At 74.3% G+C, this 18,932-nt stretch carries 19 protein-coding genes; 14 read left to right on the top strand and 5 right to left on the bottom strand.

The genetic code is table 11. The features are described from left to right. The first annotated feature begins 27 nt into the window (after positions 1 to 27). The 3 genes from QOZ88_RS16445 to QOZ88_RS16435 are packed head-to-tail and all read left to right on the top strand — an operon-like array spanning position 28 to position 4,560. Positions 28 to 1,836 (top strand): DUF3556 domain-containing protein, encoded by a 1,809-nt coding sequence (locus tag QOZ88_RS16445; protein WP_306000807.1) that lies wholly within the window; start codon positions 28 to 30, stop codon positions 1,834 to 1,836. Then, on the top strand, positions 1,833 to 3,248 hold the full coding sequence (locus QOZ88_RS16440; RefSeq protein WP_306000806.1) for a phytoene desaturase family protein: 1,416 nt from the start codon (positions 1,833 to 1,835) through the stop codon (positions 3,246 to 3,248). The genes QOZ88_RS16445 and QOZ88_RS16440 overlap by 4 nt, the downstream gene beginning before the upstream one ends. A 13-nt stretch (positions 3,249 to 3,261) precedes the next feature. Then, a complete protein-coding gene (locus QOZ88_RS16435) occupies positions 3,262 to 4,560 on the top strand; it encodes a helix-turn-helix domain-containing protein (RefSeq protein ID WP_211435245.1) in 1,299 nt (432 codons plus the stop codon). A gap of 20 nt (positions 4,561 to 4,580) precedes the next feature. Here the strand turns inward: QOZ88_RS16435 and QOZ88_RS16430 are convergent, their stop codons facing one another. Further along, the gene (locus QOZ88_RS16430; RefSeq protein WP_306000805.1) at positions 4,581 to 5,384 is read right to left on the bottom strand and encodes an LON peptidase substrate-binding domain-containing protein; all 804 of its coding nucleotides are present in this window, start codon (positions 5,382 to 5,384) and stop codon (positions 4,581 to 4,583) included. A 117-nt stretch (positions 5,385 to 5,501) separates the two neighbouring features. Between QOZ88_RS16430 and hisD the strand changes: the two genes are divergently transcribed. From hisD to QOZ88_RS16405, 5 genes are read left to right on the top strand one after another with little or no spacing between them, the layout of a single operon-like run. Beyond that, complete coding sequence (gene hisD, locus QOZ88_RS16425) at positions 5,502 to 6,806, top strand: histidinol dehydrogenase (RefSeq protein ID WP_306000804.1); 1,305 nt, start codon at positions 5,502 to 5,504, stop codon at positions 6,804 to 6,806. Further along, positions 6,803 to 7,915 carry a histidinol-phosphate transaminase gene (locus QOZ88_RS16420; protein ID WP_306000803.1) on the top strand — a complete coding sequence of 371 codons (1,113 nt, stop codon included), beginning with the start codon at positions 6,803 to 6,805 and terminating at the stop codon, positions 7,913 to 7,915. The genes hisD and QOZ88_RS16420 overlap by 4 nt, the downstream gene beginning before the upstream one ends. A 5-nt stretch (positions 7,916 to 7,920) precedes the next feature. Beyond that, positions 7,921 to 8,517, top strand: coding sequence for an imidazoleglycerol-phosphate dehydratase HisB (hisB, locus tag QOZ88_RS16415; RefSeq protein ID WP_306000802.1), 597 nt, complete (start codon positions 7,921 to 7,923; stop codon positions 8,515 to 8,517). A gap of 16 nt (positions 8,518 to 8,533) precedes the next feature. Beyond that, a complete protein-coding gene (locus tag QOZ88_RS16410) occupies positions 8,534 to 8,710 on the top strand; it encodes a hypothetical protein (protein ID WP_306000801.1) in 177 nt (58 codons plus the stop codon). Beyond that, entirely contained in the window at positions 8,710 to 9,351 is a 642-nt protein-coding gene (locus tag QOZ88_RS16405; RefSeq protein ID WP_306000800.1) for a nucleotidyltransferase family protein, read from the top strand. The genes QOZ88_RS16410 and QOZ88_RS16405 overlap by 1 nt, the downstream gene beginning before the upstream one ends. Before the next feature lie 55 nt (positions 9,352 to 9,406). On the opposite strand, the gene QOZ88_RS16400 is transcribed toward QOZ88_RS16405, so the two are convergent. Continuing rightward, a complete protein-coding gene (locus QOZ88_RS16400) occupies positions 9,407 to 10,540 on the bottom strand; it encodes an HNH endonuclease signature motif containing protein (RefSeq protein ID WP_319946896.1) in 1,134 nt (377 codons plus the stop codon). A gap of 417 nt (positions 10,541 to 10,957) precedes the next feature. Between QOZ88_RS16400 and hisH the strand changes: the two genes are divergently transcribed. Then, complete coding sequence (gene hisH / locus QOZ88_RS16395; protein ID WP_306000799.1) at positions 10,958 to 11,596, top strand: imidazole glycerol phosphate synthase subunit HisH; 639 nt, start codon at positions 10,958 to 10,960, stop codon at positions 11,594 to 11,596. Positions 11,597 to 11,602: 6 nt separating this feature from the next. On the opposite strand, the gene QOZ88_RS16390 is transcribed toward hisH, so the two are convergent. Further along, positions 11,603 to 12,367, bottom strand: a complete 765-nt coding sequence (locus tag QOZ88_RS16390; RefSeq protein ID WP_306000798.1) for an SDR family NAD(P)-dependent oxidoreductase — start codon at positions 12,365 to 12,367, stop codon at positions 11,603 to 11,605. Positions 12,368 to 12,470: 103 nt separating this feature from the next. Between QOZ88_RS16390 and QOZ88_RS16385 the strand changes: the two genes are divergently transcribed. Further along, positions 12,471 to 14,804 carry a M20/M25/M40 family metallo-hydrolase gene (locus QOZ88_RS16385; RefSeq protein ID WP_306000797.1) on the top strand — a complete coding sequence of 778 codons (2,334 nt, stop codon included), beginning with the start codon at positions 12,471 to 12,473 and terminating at the stop codon, positions 14,802 to 14,804. A 3-nt stretch (positions 14,805 to 14,807) separates the two neighbouring features. On the opposite strand, the gene QOZ88_RS16380 is transcribed toward QOZ88_RS16385, so the two are convergent. Continuing rightward, positions 14,808 to 15,407, bottom strand: coding sequence for a nitroreductase family protein (locus QOZ88_RS16380; protein ID WP_306000796.1), 600 nt, complete (start codon positions 15,405 to 15,407; stop codon positions 14,808 to 14,810). Positions 15,408 to 15,440: 33 nt separating this feature from the next. Then, positions 15,441 to 15,989 (bottom strand): TIGR03086 family metal-binding protein, encoded by a 549-nt coding sequence (locus QOZ88_RS16375; RefSeq protein WP_306000795.1) that lies wholly within the window; start codon positions 15,987 to 15,989, stop codon positions 15,441 to 15,443. Positions 15,990 to 16,027: 38 nt separating this feature from the next. Here QOZ88_RS16375 and QOZ88_RS16370 point away from each other — a divergent pair, with 38 nt between their 5' ends. The 4 genes from QOZ88_RS16370 to hisF are packed head-to-tail and all read left to right on the top strand — an operon-like array spanning position 16,028 to position 18,832. Beyond that, positions 16,028 to 16,867 (top strand): helix-turn-helix domain-containing protein, encoded by an 840-nt coding sequence (locus tag QOZ88_RS16370; RefSeq protein WP_306000794.1) that lies wholly within the window; start codon positions 16,028 to 16,030, stop codon positions 16,865 to 16,867. A 38-nt stretch (positions 16,868 to 16,905) separates the two neighbouring features. After that, the gene (gene priA, locus QOZ88_RS16365) at positions 16,906 to 17,652 is read left to right on the top strand and encodes a bifunctional 1-(5-phosphoribosyl)-5-((5-phosphoribosylamino)methylideneamino)imidazole-4-carboxamide isomerase/phosphoribosylanthranilate isomerase PriA (protein ID WP_306000793.1); all 747 of its coding nucleotides are present in this window, start codon (positions 16,906 to 16,908) and stop codon (positions 17,650 to 17,652) included. Continuing rightward, the gene (locus tag QOZ88_RS16360) at positions 17,649 to 18,041 is read left to right on the top strand and encodes a RidA family protein (protein WP_091931132.1); all 393 of its coding nucleotides are present in this window, start codon (positions 17,649 to 17,651) and stop codon (positions 18,039 to 18,041) included. Before priA ends, QOZ88_RS16360 begins: the two co-directional genes overlap by 4 nt. Beyond that, a complete protein-coding gene (hisF, locus tag QOZ88_RS16355) occupies positions 18,038 to 18,832 on the top strand; it encodes an imidazole glycerol phosphate synthase subunit HisF (protein WP_306000792.1) in 795 nt (264 codons plus the stop codon). Before QOZ88_RS16360 ends, hisF begins: the two co-directional genes overlap by 4 nt. Positions 18,833 to 18,932: the final 100 nt, after the last annotated feature.

Below are 18,932 nucleotides of genomic sequence, written 5' to 3'. Positions count from 1 at the left end.
ACCCCTGCCCGAACGAAGGAGCCCCCCGTGGGATTCAAGACCGCAGACATGCCACCGGTGGACCCGGCCGAGTTCGAGTCGATGCCCTTCATGGATCGCATGCGGATGCTCGCCACCCACTGGTGCGAGTACGGCTTCGGTGGCCCGAAGACCAACCACATGCTCTACGTCTACAAGCTGATCTTCTACGTGGCCGGCGGCGTCGCCATCGTCGCCCTCACGACGCCCGGTCTCGGTGGCATCGGGAACCTCGCCTCCTGGTGGGGCGAGCTCATCGTCTACCAGAAGCTGATCGTCTGGACCGTGCTGTTCGAGATCACCGGTTGGGCGTCGTCTTCGGGTCCGCTGGCGTTCAAGTTCAAGCCGTTCATCGGCGGCTTCCTGTACTGGACGCGGCGCAACACCCTGCGCCTGCCCCCGTGGCCGGGAAAGGTGCCGTTCACCAGAGGCGACCACCGCACCACCTTCGACGTCGTCCTCTACTGCAGCATCCTGGCCACGCTGGCCTTCCTGCTGCTCACCCCGGGTTTCGAGTCGTCCGCCGTGCCGGGGAGCGACGCCGGGCTCCTGCCGCAGTGGGGGCTGCTCGCCTACGTCGGCCTGATCGTCGTCATGGGCCTGCGCGACCGGGTCGTCTTCCTGGCCGCGCGGTCGGAGCAGTACGTCGCCGTGCTGTTCTTCTTCGGCGTCCTGAGCACCCAGGTCGACATGGTCCTGGCGGCCAAGATCGCCGTCGTGACGATCTGGATGGGCGCCGGCATCTCGAAGTTCGGCCACCACTTCACCAACGTCGTCCCGCCGATGGTGAGCAACACGCCATGGATCACGTCGCTGACGTTCAAGCGGGCGCTCTACCGCGACTACCCGAACGACCTGCGGCCGTCGAAGATCGCCTGGGGCTTCGCGCACATCGGCGGCACCGTCGTCGAACTCGTGCTGCCGTTGGTGCTGCTGTTCTCGACCGACTCGACGATCACCTGGCTGGCGATCGTGGGCATGGTGGTGTTCCACATCTTCATCACCTCCACCTTCCCGCTCGCGGTGCCGCTGGAGTGGAACGTCTTCTTCATGTTCGCCCCCGTCTGGCTCTTCGCCGGCTTCCCCGCCTCCGAGGGCTACGGCGTCGGCGACATCAGCTCGCCGTGGCTGCTCGTCGCCATCCTCGCCGTCTTCGTCGCCTTCCCGATCCTGGGCAACCTGCGGCCCGACCTGGTCTCGTTCCTGCCGTCGATGCGGCAGTACGCCGGCAACTGGGCCTCGGCGACCTGGGCGTTCCGTGGTGACGAGGCCGAGGACAAGCTGAACAAGCACCTGGTCAAGTACAACCCCAACCAGGTCGACCAGCTCTCCGGGGCGTTCGGCAAGGAGATCGCGGAGATCTTCATGCAGAAGGCGATGGCCTGGCGGACCATGCACAGCCAGGGGCGTGGCCTGATGTCGCTGATGATGCGGCACCTCGACCGCCTGGAGAACTACCGCATCCGCGAGGGCGAGTTCGTCTGCACCACCCTGGTCGGCTGGCAGTTCGGTGACGCGCACCTGCACAACGAGCAGACGATCACCGCCGTGCAGAAGCGCTGCGCGTTCGAGCCGGGCGAGTGCATCGTCGTGTGGGTCGAATCCCAGCCGATCCACCGCTCGACCCAGGCGTACAAGGTCATCGACGCGGCGCTCGGCGTCGTGGAGCGGGGCTACTGGAACGTGGCGGAGGCCGTGGCCGAGCAGCCCTGGCTGCCCAACGGGCCCATCCCGCACACCGTCACGTGGCGCAGCCCCGGCTACGCCCCGGCCGGGGAGCACCCGCACCCGGCGGTCCGTGCCAGTGTGAGTGCATGACCGACGCCGTCGTGGTCGGCAGCGGGCCCAACGGGCTCGCTGCCGCCCTCACTCTCGCTGCCGCCGGTGTCCAGGTGACGGTGCTCGAAGCCGCGGACACCATCGGGGGCGGCACCCGGAGCAGCGCCCTCACCCTGCCCGGGCTCAGCCACGACGAGTGCTCCGGCTTCCACCCGCTGGCCGTCGACACCCCGTTCTCCCGGGCGTTCGACCTGGCGGCGCAGGGGTTGACGTGGCGGTGGGCGGACTTCGAGTACTCCCACCCGCTGGACGGCGGCCGCGGTGCCGCCGTCCAGCGGTCGGTGGACGACACCGCAGCCCGCCTGGGGGAGGACGGCCGTCGCTGGCGCAGCCTGTTCGGACCGCTCGAGCGACGCTTCGACGACATCGCCGAGGACTTCCTGCAGCCGTTGCTGCACGTGCCCGCTCATCCGGTGAAGCTCGCCCGCTTCGGCGCCTACTCCCTGCTGCCGGCCGCGGTGCTGGCCCGGCGGTGGTCGGGGCCGGAGGCACGGGCGCTGTTCGCCGGCGTCGCCGCGCACGCGTTCCGGCCGTTCGGGTCACCGGCGTCCTCAGCGATCGGCGTGGCACTGGGGACGGCAGCGCACCGGTACGGCTGGCCCGTGGCCGAGGGCGGGTCGGCGGCCATCGGCAGGGCGGTCTCCGCGCTGCTCGCCGAGCACGGCGCCAAGGTCGAGACCGGGGTGAGGGTCGGCTCCCTGGACGAGCTCGGCGACCCGGACATCGTGATGCTCGACGTCGCACCCGCCGCGGCGGCGCGCATCGTCGGGGACCGGATGCCCCGGCGGATCTCCCGTGCTCTCATCCGCTACCGCCACGGTCCCGGCTCGTTCAAGGTCGAGTTCGCGGTGCAGGGCGGCGTCCCCTGGACCCACGAGGAGTCCCGGCGCGCCGGCACCGTCCACGTCGGGGGCACCTTCGAGGAGATCGCGGCCACCGAGCGGGACGTCGTCCGGGGGCGGATGCCGGAACGCCCGTTCGTGCTGGTGGGACAGCAGTACGTCGCCGACCCGACCCGGTCCCGGGACGACGTCCACCCCCTGTACGCCTACGCCCACGTGCCGGCCGGTTACACCGGCGACGCGACCGCCGCCATCGAGGACCAGATCGAGCGGTTCGCCCCCGGCTTCCGCGACCGGGTGCTGGCCCGGCACGTGACCTCGACCGCCGGCCTCGAGGCGCACAACGCGAACTACGTCGGCGGGGACGTCGTCACCGGCGCCAACGACCCTCTCCAGCTGGTGTTCCGGCCCCGCGTGGCACTGAATCCGTATGCACTCGGCGTGGACGGCGTCTACCTGTGCTCGGCGGCCACCCCGCCGGGTGCGGGAGCGCACGGGCTGTGCGGTTTCAACGCCGCGCAGTCGGCCCTGAAGCGGAGCTCCTCCTGAACCGGCAGGCGTGGTGAGCGCGGGAGCGGAGGAGCGGGACGGCGTCGGGGGCGCCGACCGCATCCTGGCCCTGGTGTCGGAGGCGGCTCAGCGGCTGGATCGGCGGCAGCCCCGGATCGCGCGGGACATGACCGACCTGATCATGCGGCACATCCGTTCGCTCGACGTCGACCCGCAATTCCTCGAGCTGCTCCGGGCCAGCGTGGACGCCAACACCAAGACGCTGACGCACATCCTGATCAACCACATCCCCATCGAGCACCTGCAGCCCACGACCGCCGCAGTGGAGTACGCGATGCGGCTGGCCCAGCGGGAGGTCCCGGCGAACTCCCTGGTCCGCGCCTACAGCGTGGGCAAGGACGACTTCATCGAGCAGATGTTCCCCGATGTCCAGGCCCTGGACTGCTCCGCGGAGGAGAAGTTCGAGGTCCTGCACCACATGGCCACGGTGGTCGGCCGGTACATCGACTGGATCTCGCAGTACGTCTTCGAGGCGTACGAGGCCGAACGCGAGCGCTGGCTGAGCACCCAGGGGACCGTCCGCGCGGCGCTGATCCACGACGTCCTGGGCGGGCAGAACGTGGCGCCGGTGCACTTCGAGAAGGAGACCGGCTACCGCCTGTCCGCCCACCACCTCGGGATGATCATCTGGTCGGTGGCCGCGGCGCCCGCGCCCGACGAGCTCCGGCTGCTCACCTCGGTGGTGTCCAAGGTGGCCGCCGGTGCCGGCTGCTCGGGTGCGCCCCTGGTGACGGCGGTCGATCGTGAGACCGCCTGGGCGTGGCTGCCCTTCGCGGTGCGGCCGGCGGAGGTGGACACGACCCAGATCGGCACGCTCGTCGGGCAGACGCCGACCTGCCGGGCGGCCCTCGGGCTGTCCGCCTCCGGCGTGACTGGTTTCCGGCGCACCCACGTACAGGCCCAGGCCGCGCGCCGCGTCGCCGTGGCCTCGGGCGGGACCGCACCGATCATGGGCTTCGGGGACGAAGGAGTGGCGATCACCTCGATGCTCGCCGGTGATCTCGACTCCGCCCGGGCCTGGGTCGGGGAGGTCCTGGGACAACTCGCGCTGGACAACGACACGTCGCAGGTGCTGCGGGAGACGCTGCGGGTCTTCTACCTCACCGGGGAGAGCTACACCGACACGGCCGAGATCATGCGGCTGCACCGCAACACCGTGAAGTACCGGGTCTCCCGGGCCCTGGAGCTACGGGACCCCGCCACGCGATCCCACCGGGTGGATCTCGCGGTGGCGCTGAACGCCTGCCACTTCCTGGGGTCCGCCGTCCTCGCCGCCCCAGGTCCGCGCTGACACCGCTCGGCGACCCGCGGTCAGTTGACCGTCATAGGGGTGGCGAACTGCTGCAGCGGCGCCGGCACCGCACCGAGGGTCTGAAGCAGCGTGAGTTCCCGGCGCAGCAGCCGGGACTCCGCGGCCAGGCGCCGGCGCGTCGCGGACTCGGCCAGCAAAGCCTGTCGGTCCTCGGTGGTCAGCAGCGCCGAGGACGCGACCAGCCAGGACAGCGCGGACGGGTCGTCGGCGGCCGCGGCGAGCCGCACCGCCGCCTCCACGCCGTCCCCCTGGGCGCCCGCGCCCAGCGCTGACACCTCGGCGACGTACTGCGTGAAGAGGTCCCCGACCCCGCGGGCCAGCAGGTCCAGCGACCCCCGGGCGACCGAGCTGACGAGCTCGTCCGGGGGAGGCACCAGGCCGGTGCCGTCGCCGTCGGTCACCGCCTCCGCGTCCCCGGCGGCCTCCTCCGCGGCCTCCTCCTCGGCCAGCCACTCGACCTGGGCCTGCAGGTACGGCGGGTCCTCGCCGACCACGACGTCCAGCAGCCGGAACCGCTCGCCGCCCACGGTGACGATGCGGAACCCGCCGTCGGCCTGCGGCTGCAGCCGCTGCAGCCGTGCGGTGCAGCCGATGTCGTAGAGCGCCGCCGCCGGGGCCACCCGCTCGACCTCCCAGCCCTGCCGGATCGCGACCACCCCGAAGAAGCGACGGTCACCGTGCTCGGGCAGGTCCATGAGGTCGCGCATGAGACGGCGGTAGCGGGGCTCGAAGATCTGCAGCGGCAGCACGACCCCGGGGAACAGGGGCCGGCCCAGCGGGAACAGCGGGATCAGCTCGCCCATCCCGGCAAGCGTACGGGCCGCCCGCCGCCGGCCCGTGTGGGCGCCCCGGGGAGGCCGGACGGCGCTGGATACCCTGGGACCCGCGTCGCACCACCCGATCGGACCCCGGAGGCACCCGTGCTGGCACGCATCGACCTGCGTGGAAACGCCCTGCCCGGCGTCCGGGAGCTCGCCGGGCTGCTGCCGCGGGCAGCCACCGACATCGACTCGGTCCTCGCCACCGTCCGCCCGCTCTGCGAGGACGTGCGGCTGCGCGGCGCCCAGGCGGTGCGCGAGATCACCGCTCGGCTCGACGGGGTGGACGCCGAGGACTTCGCCGTCCCGCAGGAGGCGCTGACCCGGGCCCTCGCCGAGTGCGACCCGACGTTGCGCGAGGCCCTGGAGGAGTCCATCGCCCGGGTGCGGAAGGTGCACGCCGACCAGCGGCGCACCGACGTCACCACGGAGGTCGTGGCCGGCGGGACGGTCACCGAGCGCTGGCTGCCGGTCCGGCGCGTGGGGCTGTACGTCCCCGGCGGCCTGGCGCCGCTGCTGTCCAGCGTCGTGATGAACGTGGTCCCCGCGCAGATCGCCGGCGTCGAGTCGATCGCCGTCGCCTCCCCGCCGCAGCGGGACAACGGCGGCCTGCCCGACCCGGGTGTGCTCGCCGCCTGCGCGCTGCTGGGTGTCACCGAGGTCTACGCCGTCGGCGGGGCGCAGGCCATCGCCGTCTTCGGGTACGGCGCCGGCTCCTGCGAGCCGGTGGACATGGTCACCGGCCCCGGCAACGTCTACGTGACGGCGGCCAAGCGGCTGCTGCGCGGGCTGATCGGCATCGACTCCGAGGCCGGCCCGACCGAGGTCGCGATCCTCGCCGACGACACCGCCGATCCCGCGCACGTGGCCGCCGACCTGATCAGCCAGGCCGAGCACGACCCGCTGGCCGGCGCGGTGCTCGTCACCCCCAGCGAGGAGCTGGCCGACGCCGTCCTCACCCTGGTGCCCGGGCAGGTCGCGGCCACCAAGCACTCCGACCGGATCACGACCGCGCTGGAGGGCACCCAGTCGGGCATCGTGCTGGTCGACGACCTCGACGCCGGGGTGCGGGTGGTCGACGCCTACGCCGCCGAGCACCTGGAGATCCAGACTCAGCGACCCCGCGAGGTGGCGATGCGGGTGCGCAACGCCGGGGCGATCTTCGTCGGCGCCTGGTCGCCGGTCTCGCTCGGCGACTACATCGCCGGCTCCAACCACGTGCTGCCCACCGGCGGGTGCGCGCGGCACTCCAGCGGGCTGTCGGTGCAGTCGTTCCTGCGCGGCATCCACCTGGTCGAGTACGACGAGCAGGCGCTCGCCGACGTCGCCGGGCACGTCGACGCCCTCGCCGGCGCCGAGGACCTGCCGGCGCACGCGGCCGCGGTGCGGGTCCGGCAGCGGTCGTGACCGAGCTCGACGAGCTTCCGCTGCGGCCGGAGCTGCGTGGCCGCACGCCCTACGGCGCCCCGCAGCTGCCCGCCACGCACCGGCTCAACACCAACGAGAACCCGCACCCGCTGCCGGCCGAGCTGCTGGCCGACCTGGGGGAGTCGCTGGGTCATGCGGCGCTGGAGCTCAACCGCTACCCCGACCGGGACGCCGTCGCGCTGCGGGCCGACCTCGCCGCCTACCTGTCGCGCACCGGCGGCGTGCCGGTCGAGCCGGCGCAGGTGTGGGCGGCCAACGGCTCCAACGAAGTGCTGCAGCAGGTCCTGCAGGCGTTCGGGGGTGCGGGGCGCACCGCACTGGGGTTCACGCCCTCGTACTCGATGCACCCGATCATCGCGGCCGGCACCGGCACGGCGTGGGTCGACGGGCACCGGGCGGCCGACTTCACCATCGACACCGACGCCGCTGTGGCCCACGTGCAGCAGATGCGGCCCGACGTCGTCTTCGTCACCAGCCCGAACAACCCCACCGGCACCGCCGTCGACCTGGACACGGTGGCCGCGCTCTACGAGGCCACCGAGGGGGTCCTCGTCGTCGACGAGGCGTACGCGGAGTTCGCCCGCACGGGGACGCCGTCGTCGCTCACGCTGCTCCCGGGCCGGCCGCGGCTGGTCGTCAGTCGCACGATGAGCAAGGCGTTCGGCATGGCGGGGCTGCGGCTGGGCTACCTGGCCGCGGACCCGGCCGTCGTCGACGCCATCCAGCTGGTCCGGCTGCCGTACCACCTGAGCTCGCTCACCCAGGCCGCCGCGCGGACGGCGCTGGCGCACACCGACGCCCTGCTGGCGACCGTCGACGCGGTGAAGGCGCAGCGCGACCGCATCGTGGCCGCGCTGCCGGGCATGGGGCTGACGAGCGTGCCCAGTGACGCCAACTTCATCCTCTTCGGCCACTTCGCCGACGCACCCGCTGCGTGGCGGGCGCTGCTGGACCGGGGGGTGCTCGTCCGGGACGTCGGCCTGCCGGGCTGGCTGCGGGTGACCGCCGGGACCGCCGAGGAGACCGACGCGTTCCTCACCGCCCTGGGTGAGGTCGCGCCGGCCCACCGCACGACTCTGGGAGACTGACGCCCATGACCCGCACCGCACGCGTCGAGCGCCGGACCAACGAGACCAAGCTCGTGGTGGAGCTCGACCTCGACGGCACCGGCAGCAGCTTGATCAGCACGGGCGTGGGCTTCTACGATCACATGCTCACCGCGCTGTCCAAGCACAGCGGCATCGACCTCACGGTGCAGGCCGACGGCGACCTGCACATCGACGCGCACCACACGGTCGAGGACGTCGCCATCGCGCTGGGCCAGGCGTTCGCCGAGGCGCTGGGGGACAAGCGCGGCATCACCCGCTACGGCGACGCCACCATCCCGATGGACGAGGTGCTCGCGCAGGCGGCAGTCGACCTCTCCGGCCGGCCGTACTTCGTGCACGCCGAGCCCGAGAACATGACGCCGATGATCGGGCCGGACTACCCGACGTCGCTGACCAAGCACGTGCTCGAGTCGTTCGCCTTCAACGCCCGGATCAGCCTGCACGTGCGGGTGCTCTACGCCGGTCGGGACGCCCACCACATCGTGGAGGCGCAGTTCAAGGCGCTGGCGCGGGCCCTGCGCGCGGCCGTGGCGATCGATCCCCGCGTCACCGACGTGCCCTCGACCAAGGGCGCGCTGTGACCCCGCGCAGCCGGCGGTGAGCGCAGGCCTGCCCCTGCTGCTGCTCGGTGGCTTCCTGCTCGGTGGGGCGTGGAGCATCTGGCGCACGGACGACGACGACGGCCGGCGCACCGGCCCCCAGATCGTCTTCGCGGTCATCCTGCTCGTCGCCGCCGTGCTGGCCAGCGCGGCGGGCGTCCTCCGCCTGATCTGATGGGAGGACCCCCTCCTCCCCGCCCGTCGCAGGCTCCGGGCGGTGCCCTGGAGGGGGCCGCCGGCGAGGAGCGGTTCCTCGGCATCGTGCTGGCCGATCCCACCGTGGCGGCGATCCTCGAGCGCGCACCGGTCCTGGGCGCCCCGGACTGGTGGTTGACCGCCGGGGTGCTGTTCCAGACGGTGTGGAACGAGCTCACCGGCCGGCCGCCGGGCACCGGCATCCGGGACGCCGATCTCTTCTACTTCGACCCGGACACCTCCTGGGACGCGGAGGACGCCGTCATCCGGGCGGGCGCGGAGCTGTTCGCCGACCTGCCGGTGCCGGTGGAGATCCGCAACGAGGCCCGGGTGCACCTCTGGTACGAGGCGCGGTTCGGGGTGCCGGCCGCGCCGTTCCGCGACTGCGCCGACGCCATCGATCACTTCGCGGCCGTGTGCTGCTGCTACGGGGTCCGGGTGGACCGCGAGGGCCGGCCCGAGGTGTACGCGCCACACGGCTACGACGACCTCTTCGACCTCGTGGTCCGCCCCAACCGGCGGCTGGCCCCGCGGCACGTCTACGAGGCGAAGAGCGCACGGTGGCAGCAGCAGTGGCCCGAGCTCACCGTCGTCCCCTGGTCGGGGACCGGATCGGGCTGACCCCCGAACGGCTGAGCCGGCGCGGTCAGGCGGTTGTCGAGCGGGGGGTGACCGGTCAGCCGGCGCGGGAGTTGGCCGGTTCTGCGGTGATGCGGGGCAGGATGAGGATCTCGGTGCCGTCGGGCCGGTAGGTGTGCCATCGGCCGTCTGCGTCGCGGACGATGGTGAACCCGTGGTGGACCTTGGCGTGGTGCCGTTCGCACAGCAGCCCTGAGTTCTCCAGTGAGGTGTCGCCGCCGTCGGCCCAGTGGACGAGGTGGTGGACGTCGCACCAGTGGGCGGGGGCGTCGCAGCCGGCGAAGACGCAGCCGCCGTCGCGGGCCTCCAGGGCGCGGCGCAGCGGGGGTGGGGAGACCCGTTGGCGGCGGCCGTAGTCCAGGACCTCCCCGTCGGGGCCGATGACGATGCGGCTGATGCCGCCGTCGCAGGCCAGCCAGCGGGCGCGGGCGGCGGAGATGATGGTGCCGAAGCCGAGCGTGGCCGCGCCGGGACCGGTGGCGGGGTCGACCAGGTCCTCCAGGTCCACCCGGACCACCACGTGTGGTTTGTGGGTGCGCAGCACCGGCAGGGTGCCGGCGGCCAGCTGGTTGTCGGCGAGCTGGACGAACGCGTCGGCGGACTGCTGAGCGCGGGTGCGCATGTCCCCGGCCGGGCGGTTGGCCTGCACCACCGACTCGATCGCGGCCTGCACCTTCTCCCCACCGACGGCGTCGAGTTCGAACCGGCCGCTCACGCTGCCGTCGGCGTGCCGGACCAGGGTGAACGACCGGCCCTCGGTGGGGTCGGGTTCGGGCCCGTCGGGATCCAACCGGGCCAAGTAGTGGTCCACCACCTGCCGCAGTTCGGCGTGCGGGCGGGTGGCGGCGACCTCGGCCAGCGCCGCATCGACCCCGGCCAGGTCCACACCCTGCGCCTCGGCCGCCGCCAGGTTGGCCGCAGAGGTCACCGGCGCGATCACGGCCAGCGCCTCGGCGGGCACCGCCCCGGTCGCGGCCGCTGCGGCGACCGCGGGCAGGGCCTCCAGTGCCCGCCCAGAGGACACCAGCCGGAAGGCGGCCGCCGGGGAGACCCGGGCGTGCCCGCGCAGCCAGGAGGCCATGGTCTTCTGCCCGTCGTGCTCGGCGGCCCCGGTGAGCTCGCCCTGGCGGACGGTGCGGGCGATCTCGGTAGTGAGCCGGTTCCCGGCCACGAGCAGCGGGCCCCAGCCGTTCGATCAGCTGCGGCCCGAACGCAGCGGTCAGGTCCTCACCGGCCAGGTCGTCCAACGCGGCGACCAACCGGTCGATCGCATCGACCACACCTGTCGAACACATGTACGAATACTATCGCCGATCGGCGACACCCGCAGCATGAATTCGTAGGTCAACGGCTTGTCCACGGATGCAGGCGTGGCCTTGACGACCGGCGATCGGGTCAGCGCGGCGGCCCGGCGGTCGGCCCGCGCGGCCCGGCCGGGTCCCTCGACCCGGTAGCCGGCGCAGCGCGGTCGGGCAGGCCGCCCTCGTCTTCCTCCCGAGGGCAGCGGTCGGGAAGCGACGCCGGGTGTGACGGCCCACGCGCGGGAACACCCCGAGGGCCTCCGGCGCTGGTCGGTAGCGTGGCAGGCGTGAAGAAGGTGGCGGTCCTCGACTACGGCTCGGGCAACCTGCGCTCGGCGGAGCGCGCGCTGCAGCGGGTCGGTGCCGAGGTGACGGTGACCTCCGACGCGCAGACGGCGCTGGACGCCGACGGCCTCGTCGTCCCCGGGGTGGGCGCGTTCGCCGCGTGCATGAAGGGGCTCGACGCCGTCGACGGGCGACGGATCATCGGCCGCCGGCTGGCCGGGGGCCGGCCGGTGCTCGGCATCTGCGTGGGCATGCAGATTCTCTTCGAGCGCGGCGTGGAGCACGGCGTGGACGCCGAGGGCTGCGGCGAGTGGCCCGGCGTCGTCGAGCCGCTCGAGGCTCCGGTGCTGCCGCACATGGGCTGGAACACCGTCCAGGCGCCGCAGGACAGCGTGCTGTTCGACGGGCTGGCCGACCAGCGCTTCTACTTCGTGCACTCCTACGGCGTGCGGAACTTCCCGCTCGGCCAGGACGGCGCCTCCTCGCCGCTGGCCCCACCGAAGGTGACCTGGGCGGAGCACGGCGACCGGTTCGTCGCGGGCGTGGAGAACGCCGCCCTCTCGGCCACCCAGTTCCACCCCGAGAAGAGCGGGGACGCCGGGGCGCAGCTGCTCACCAACTGGCTGCACACGCTGCGCTGAGCTCATTCAACTGCGCAGGTAGCTGGCCCCGTTGACATCGATGATCGTGCCGGTCGAGAACCGGGCCTCCGGCGACGCCAGCCACAGCACCGCCGCGGCGACCTCCTCCGGGCGCGCCACCCGGCCGTAGGGCGACTGCGCCCGGACCGCGTCCCCGCCCGGGCCGTCGAGGATCTCGCGCGCCATCTCGGTCTGCACGAACCCCGGCGCGACGCTGCCCACGCTGATGCCGTGCGGGGCGAGCGCCTGCGCAATCGACTGCCCGAACGCGTTGAGCCCGGCCTTCGCGGCGCCGTAGGCAGGCGTGGCCGGTTCGCCGCGGAAGGCGCCGCGGCTGGTCACGTTGACGACCGCGCCGCCGCCGGCGGCGACCAGGTGCGGCACCGCCCGGAAGGTGGCGTGCATCGCGCCGACCAGGTTCACCTGCAGCGTGCGGGCCACGACCGCCTGCCAGTCGGCCCAGGAGGTCTCCAGGGGCGGGTGCGGCGTGAAGACGCCGGCGTTGTTCACCAGCACGTGCAACCCGCCGAGGGCGGCCGCGGCCTCGTCGACCGCGGCACCGACGGCCTCGGGATCGGCGACGTCGGCCTGGACGACGGCGTGCCCGCTGCCCGGTAGCTCGGCCGCGACCCGCTCGGCCGCCTCGCGCGAGCTGCCGGAGTGCACCACCACCCGGTCGCCCCGGGCGGCGAAGGCGTGCGCGACCGCCCGCCCGATGCCGCGGGAGGCGCCGGTGACCAGGACGGCGCGGGAGGCGGGGACGCTGCTCATGGCGGCAGTCAACCAGCCGCCCGCGGCACGCCGCGCCCCGCGCCTGCCCGGCCGGGGTGCGCCGGCGCCCTAGGGTGCGCGGGTCGCCGTCCAAGGAGGTCGCGTGCCCGCCGAGCGCCCGTCCCGCCCCGGCCGCCTCGTGGGGCTGGCCGTCGTCGCGCTGCTGCTGGCGCTCAGCGCCTGGACCGTCGTGGGGCTCCAGCCGCCGGAGCCGCGCCCGGCCGACGCCCCGGCCGCGGAGTTCAGCGCTGCCCGCGCCTTCGCGCACGTCGAGCGCATCGCGACCGAACCACACGTGGCGGGCAGTCCGGCGAACGACGCGGTGGTGGAGGACCTGGTCGCCACCCTGACCGGCCTCGGCCTGGACACCCGCGTGCAGAACGCCGTCGGCGCCCGGGCCGGCGGCGCGGGGGAGACCCGCATGGCGCGGGTGCGCAACGTCGTCGCCGTCCTCCCGGGAACCGAGCCCACCGGCCGGCTGTACCTGGTGGCGCACCACGACTCGGTGGAGGGCGGCCCGGGGGCGGCCGACGACGCGGCGGGGGTCGCCACGCTGCTGGAGTCGGTCCGCGCGCTGACCGAGGGCCCGCGGCTGCGCAACGACGTCGTCGTCGTCCTCACCGACGCCGAGGAGGCCTGCCTCTGCGGGGCCGAGGCGTTCACCGCCTCGCACCCGCTGGCCGGCGGCGGGGTGGTGCTCAACGTCGAGGCCCGCGGCACCGGCGGACCGCCGATCATGTTCGAGACGTCGCTGGGCAACGCCGGCCTCGCCGCGGCGTTCGCCGACGCCGCGCCGCACCCGGTCGCGAGCAGCTTCGCCGTCGAGGTCTACCGGGCGCTGCCCAACGACACCGACTTCAGCGTGCTGCTCGAGGACGGCGGCTTCACCGGCATGAACACCGCCTTCATCGACGGCGCGGCCGCCTACCACTCGCCGCAGGACACCCCGGAACGGCTGGACCGCGGCACCCTGCAGGCCCTCGGCGACAACACCCTCGCGCTCGCCCGGGAGCTGGGCGGGCGCGACCTGGCCGCCCTCGCCGCGCCGGCGGCCGAGGACGCGACCTACTTCCCGCTCCCGGGCTTGCTCGTGCGCTACCCGGGCTGGCTGGTGTGGCCGCTGGCCGGGGCGGCGCTCGCCGCGGTCGCCGGGCTGGCGTGGACGCTGCGCGCCCGCGGGATCAGCTCGCTGCGGCGCACGGCGGGCGCGGCGGCGCTGGCCCTGGTCCCGCTCGTGGCCGGGCCGCTCGCCGCGCAGGGGCTGTGGTGGGCGCTGGTCGCCACGCGCCCCGGGTACGCCACGATGCTGGACCCCTGGCGGCCGGGGTGGTTCCGGCTGGCCGCGGTCGCGGTGGTGCTCGCCGTGGTGCTGGTCTGGTACGCGCTGCTGCGCCGCCGGGTGGGAGCCGCACCGCTGGTCACGGGTGCGCTGCTGTGGCTCGCCGTGCTGTCGGCGGTGCTCGCCGCGGTGGCGCCGGGCGGCTCCTACCTGGCGGCGTGGCCGGCGCTGGTCGGCGCGCTCACCGGCGTCGTCGCCGTCCTGGTGCGCAGGCGGGCCGTCCGCGCCGTCGCCGCGCTGCTCACCGGGGCGACCGCGGTGCTGGTCCTCGCACCGACGGCCGCGCTCTTCTTCCCCGCCCTCGGCCTGTCGCAGGCGCTGGCGCCGTCGGTGGTCGTCGTCCTCGCCGGGCTGGCCCTGCTCCCGGCGTTCGAACTGCTCTTCCCCGACCCGGGGACGGCGACCGGGGCGCGCGACCGGCTCGCCGCGGCGGCCGTCCCGGTGGTGGCGCTGGGCACGGCGTGGGCCTGCGTCGCCGCGGGGCTTGGGGTCGACCGCTTCGACGCCGAGCACCCCGTGCCCAGCCGGCTGGCGTACGTGCTCGACACCGACCAGGAGCAGGCCAGGTGGGTGACCACCGAGACGACGCCGGGGGAGTGGACCGGCCGCTTCGTCGACGGCCGCGGCACGCTGGGGGTGGAGCTGCCCTACCTCGCCGGCCGCGACCTGCACACCGGGCCGGCCGAGGTCGCCGACCTCCCCGCGCCGGAGGTCACCGTCGTCTCCGACGAGGTGCTCGGCGGGCGGCGCGAGATCGCCGTGCGGGTCACGCCGCAGCGGGCGGGCGTGCGCCTGGTCGACCTCGGGCTGACCGTCGACGGCGGCAGCGTCGTCCGCGGCCGGCTCGCCGGGCGGGACGTGCCCGAGGAGTCGCTGGGCGGCAGCGCGCTGCGCATCACGTTCCACGCGCCGCCCGCCGACGGGCTGCAGGCGGCCTTCACGGTGGAGGGCGACGGCCCGGTGCGGCTGCGCGCCACCGACGGCAGCGACGGGCTCGCCGGGCTCCCCGGGTTCGAGCCACGGCCCGAGGGGGTCGACGTCGCCGGCACGCACGGGGCGGACCTGGTGCTGGTCACGGGGGTCACCGAGCTGGGCTGAGCATCACCACCGCCCGCGGTGCACCACCTCGTCGACGCCCCGCCGGCCGCGGCGCAGCGACGGCGACCGGCGGTCCCCGGCGCCCGGGTAGCCGACCGAGACGCAGCCGACCGGCCGGTACTCCGCCGGCACCCCGAAGGCCGACCGGAAGGCGTCGACGCGCTCGGCCGGGACGCCGAAGAAGCAGGCGCCGAGCCCCTCGTCGACCGCGGTCAGCAGCATCAGCAGCGCGGCCATGCCGGCGTCGACGTCCCAGTACGGCACCGGCCAGCGCGCCTCGTCGCGGTCGGTCCAGCCCTTGTCCGGCTCGGCGTAGCGGTCGAGGTAGGCGCTCTTGTTCGCCAGCGGCACGACCAGTAGCGGCGCCCGCCGCATGCGGGTGAGCCAGCCGTCCGGGGCAGCGTCGTCGGTGGTGGCCGACCAGAAGCGGTGGCGTTCCTCGGCGGTCTCCAGGACGAGGAACGCCCAGCCCTGGCTGAAGCCGGCCGAGGGCGCCCGGATGGCGTGCTCGAGCAGCTGCTCCCGCACCTCGGGGGGCACCGGGCGGTCGGGGTCGTAGTCGCGCACCATGCGGCGGCGGCGGACGACGTCGGCGAACTCCACGCCGTCAGCCTGCCGCACCGGCACGCGGGCCCGTCAGGCGCTCCGGCCGAGACGGGCGAGCACGCGGGTGGGCCGGTCGGCGTCCCCGGGCACGTCCAGGGCCGGGCGGCAGATGCCGTCCATGTGCAGGGCGGGGCCGAAGCCGTCGGCGCCCGCCTCGACCCGGTCGAGCTCCTCGTCGGTGAACGCTGCATCCGCGTCGACGGCGCGGGCGACGTCCCAGCGGTGCACGACCAGGTCCCACACGTAGAACTGCACGAAGGCCGCCCCGACCGTGGTCGGGCCGAAGTGGCCGTCGAACTCCCGGGCGGCGACGGCCTCGTCGGAGACCGCCTCGGCGACCCGCTTCGCGTGCTCCCGCCAGGCGGTCGCAGGGTCGGCGGCGACGTCCGGCGCTTCCCCCAGGTCGACGCCGTGGGTGGTGAGGAAGTCCCGCTGGGTGCCGACCACGTGCCCGACGACGTCGGCGGCGGTCCAGCCCTCGCAGGGCGACGGGCGGGCCCAGCCGGCCGGGGGGACGGCGTCGAGCAGGGCGGTGAAGGGTCGTTCGGCGGCCTGGAAGCTCGCGGCGGTGGAGGTCATGCCCCGCAACGTAGGAGCGTGCGGCAGGCTCGGTCTTGATGAAACCCGACAGCTCCCGGTCGATGGACCACATCGAGCGCGCGCACCTGGTGGAGCCCGGCGACGCCTCGCACGTCATCCACCGCTATCCCGCGGCCCCGGAGTTCGAGGGCCTGCTGCAGCGGTTCTGGATCCCGGTGTGGTCGGTGCCGCCCGGCCAGGAGGCGCCGCAGCGGGTGCTGCAGTACCCGGTCGCGCTGCTGGTCGTCTCCAGCGGCTACGCCCGGTTCTACGGCGTCGTCTCCGGATTGTCGGAGACGACGCTGACCGGCGAGGGCTGGGCGGTGGGTGTCATGTGCGCCCCGGCCGCCGGCGCGCTCGTCGCGGGCGGGCCGATGAGCGGCTACACCGACCGGTTCGTCGACGTCGCCGACGTGCTCGGGGCCGCGGGGGAGAGACTGACCGCGCGCGTGCGGGCCGCCATGGTCCCGGACCCGCGCTCCCCGGACGCCCACGGCGCGGCGATGGCCGCGTTCGGCGACGCGCTGCGGGGCTACCTGCCGGTCGACGACGAGGGCCGCCTGGTCAACGAGGTGGTCGCGTTCGTGGAGGGTGACCGCGAGGTCGTTCGGGTCGCGCAGGTGTGCGACCGCTTCGGGCTCTCCGAGCGGGCGCTGCAGCGGCTGGTGCACCGCCGGCTCGGGCTGACCCCGAAATGGCTGGTCCAGCGCCGACGGCTGCAGGAGGCCGCCGAACGGCTGCGCGGGCAGCCGGCGAGCATGGGGGAGGTGGCCGCGGTGCTCGGCTACGCCGACCAGGCCCACTTCACCCGGGACTTCGCCCGGGTGACCGGCACGACCCCCGGCCGGTTCGCCGCCCGGCACGCCCCCGGGAGCTGACGCAGGCCGCCGGGGCACCGGTCCCTAGGCTGCACACCGTGCCGAAGCTGCAGCTGCTCCCCGCCGTCGACGTCGCCGACGGCCAGGCCGTCCGTCTCGTGCAGGGGGAGGCCGGGAGCGAGACCTCCTACGGCGACCCCCTCGACGCCGCGCTGCAGTGGCAGCGCGATGGCGCCGAGTGGGTGCACCTCGTCGACCTCGACGCCGCCTTCGGCCGCGGCTCCAACCGCGAGCTGCTCGCCCGGGTGGTCGCCGAGCTCGACGTCGACGTCGAGCTCTCCGGCGGCATCCGGGACGATTCGTCGCTCGAGGCGGCGCTGGCCACCGGCTGCCGGCGGGTGAACCTGGGCACCGCCGCCCTGGAGTCGCCCGAGTGGTGCGCCCGGGCCATCGCCGAGCACGGCGACCGGATCGCCGTCGGCCTCGACGTGCGCGGCACCCGGCTGGCCGCCCGCGGGTGGACCCAGGAGGGCGGCGAGCTCTACGAGACCCTCGCCCGCCTCGACGCCGAGGGGTGCGCCCGCTACGTCGTCACCGACATCACGAAGGACGGCACCCTCAAGGGCCCGAACCTCGACCTGCTCCGCGAGGTCTGCGCCGCCACCCCGCGGCCGGTCATCGCCTCCGGCGGGGTCAGCTCGCTCGACGACATCCGGGCGCTGGCCGGCCTGACCGCGATCGGCGTCGAGGGCGCCATCGTCGGCAAGGCGCTGTACGCCGGTGCGTTCACGCTGCCGGAGGCGCTGCGGATCGCCTCCGGGGACGGCGACGGAGCCCTGTCGTGACGGTCCTCAACCTCGGCTCGGCCAACCCCTGGGAGCCGGTGGTCGGCTACAGCCGGATCGTCGTCCGCGGCGACACCGCCTGGGTGAGCGGCACGACGGCGATCGTCGACGGTGCGGTCGCCCACCCCGGCGACGCCGCCGCGCAGACCCGCCAGGTGCTGGCCACCATCGAACGGTCGCTGGAGCGGGCCGGCTTCACCCTCGCCGACGTCGTCCGCACCCGCATGTACGTCACCGACATCACCCGCTGGGAAGAGGTCGGCCGGGCGCACGGCGAGGTGTTCGGTGACATCCGGCCGGCGTCGACGATGGTGGAGGTCTCGGCGCTCATCGACCCCGACCTGCTGGTGGAGATCGAGGCCGACGCCGTGCGGGAGCCCGCGGCATGACGCTCGCCGTGCGGGTCATCCCGTGCCTCGACGTCGACGCCGGGCGGGTGGTGAAGGGCGTCAACTTCGTCGACCTCCGCGACGCCGGCGACCCGGTGGAGATGGCCCGGGTCTACGACGCCGAGGGCGCCGACGAGCTCACCTTCCTCGACATCACCGCGAGCTCCGGCAACCGGGAGACGACCTACGACGTCGTCCGCCGCACCGCCGAGAGCGTCTTCATCCCGCTCACCGTCGGCGGCGGGGTGCGCGGCGTCGAGGACGTCGACAAGCTGCTGCGCGCCGGCGCGGACAAGGTCGCGGTGAACACCGCCGCCGTCGCCCGGCCGGAGCTGATCGCCGAGATCGCGCAGCGCTTCGGCAACCAGGTGCTCGTGCTGTCGCTGGACGCGCGTCGGGTGCGCGACGGCGCGGTCACCGACTCCGGCTGGGAGATCACCACGCACGGCGGCCGCCGGGGCACCGGCCGCGATGCCGTGGAGTGGTGCGTGCAGGCCGCGGAGCTCGGCGTCGGGGAGATCCTGCTCAACTCCATGGACGCCGACGGCACCCGCGCCGGCTTCGACACCGACCTCATCGCCCAGGTGCGCCGGGAGGTCGCCGTCCCGCTGATCGCCAGCGGGGGAGCGGGCGCGGTCGAGCACTTCCCGCCCGCTGTCTCGGCGGGCGCCGACGCGGTGCTGGCCGCGAGCGTCTTCCACTTCGGCCAGCTCCGCGTCGGCGACGTCAAGGCCGGCCTCGCCGCCGCCGGCGTCCCGGTGCGGCGCGAGGGAGACGAGCCACTGCCCTGACCGGTGCCGCGTGAGCACCCCCGGGGCCGGCGCGCCGGGCGCTGCGAGTACGCCGGATTGGGGACGAAGGTCCGTCGCGGGATGCCGCGGGGGAGGAGCA

The organism is Blastococcus carthaginiensis, assembly GCF_030731085.1.
GTDB lineage: Bacteria > Actinomycetota > Actinomycetes > Mycobacteriales > Geodermatophilaceae > Blastococcus > Blastococcus carthaginiensis.
Note: the sequence above shows the minus strand (reverse complement) of the source record. Positions and strands in the feature narration are given on the sequence as shown.

Excerpts from the sequence above, each read along its gene's own strand:
- QOZ88_RS16440 (WP_306000806.1), top strand. The coding sequence starts at position 1,833 with ATGACCGACGCCGTCGTGGTCGGCAGCGGGCCCAACGGGCTCGCTGCC.
- QOZ88_RS16430 (WP_306000805.1), bottom strand. The coding sequence starts at position 5,384 with ATGGGCGAGCTGATCCCGCTGTTCCCGCTGGGCCGGCCCCTGTTCCCC.
- hisB (WP_306000802.1), top strand. The coding sequence starts at position 7,921 with ATGACCCGCACCGCACGCGTCGAGCGCCGGACCAACGAGACCAAGCTC.
- QOZ88_RS16405 (WP_306000800.1), top strand. The coding sequence starts at position 8,710 with ATGGGAGGACCCCCTCCTCCCCGCCCGTCGCAGGCTCCGGGCGGTGCC.
- QOZ88_RS16390 (WP_306000798.1), bottom strand. The coding sequence starts at position 12,367 with ATGAGCAGCGTCCCCGCCTCCCGCGCCGTCCTGGTCACCGGCGCCTCC.
- QOZ88_RS16375 (WP_306000795.1), bottom strand. The coding sequence starts at position 15,989 with ATGACCTCCACCGCCGCGAGCTTCCAGGCCGCCGAACGACCCTTCACC.
- QOZ88_RS16370 (WP_306000794.1), top strand. The coding sequence starts at position 16,028 with ATGAAACCCGACAGCTCCCGGTCGATGGACCACATCGAGCGCGCGCAC.
- hisF (WP_306000792.1), top strand. The coding sequence starts at position 18,038 with ATGACGCTCGCCGTGCGGGTCATCCCGTGCCTCGACGTCGACGCCGGG.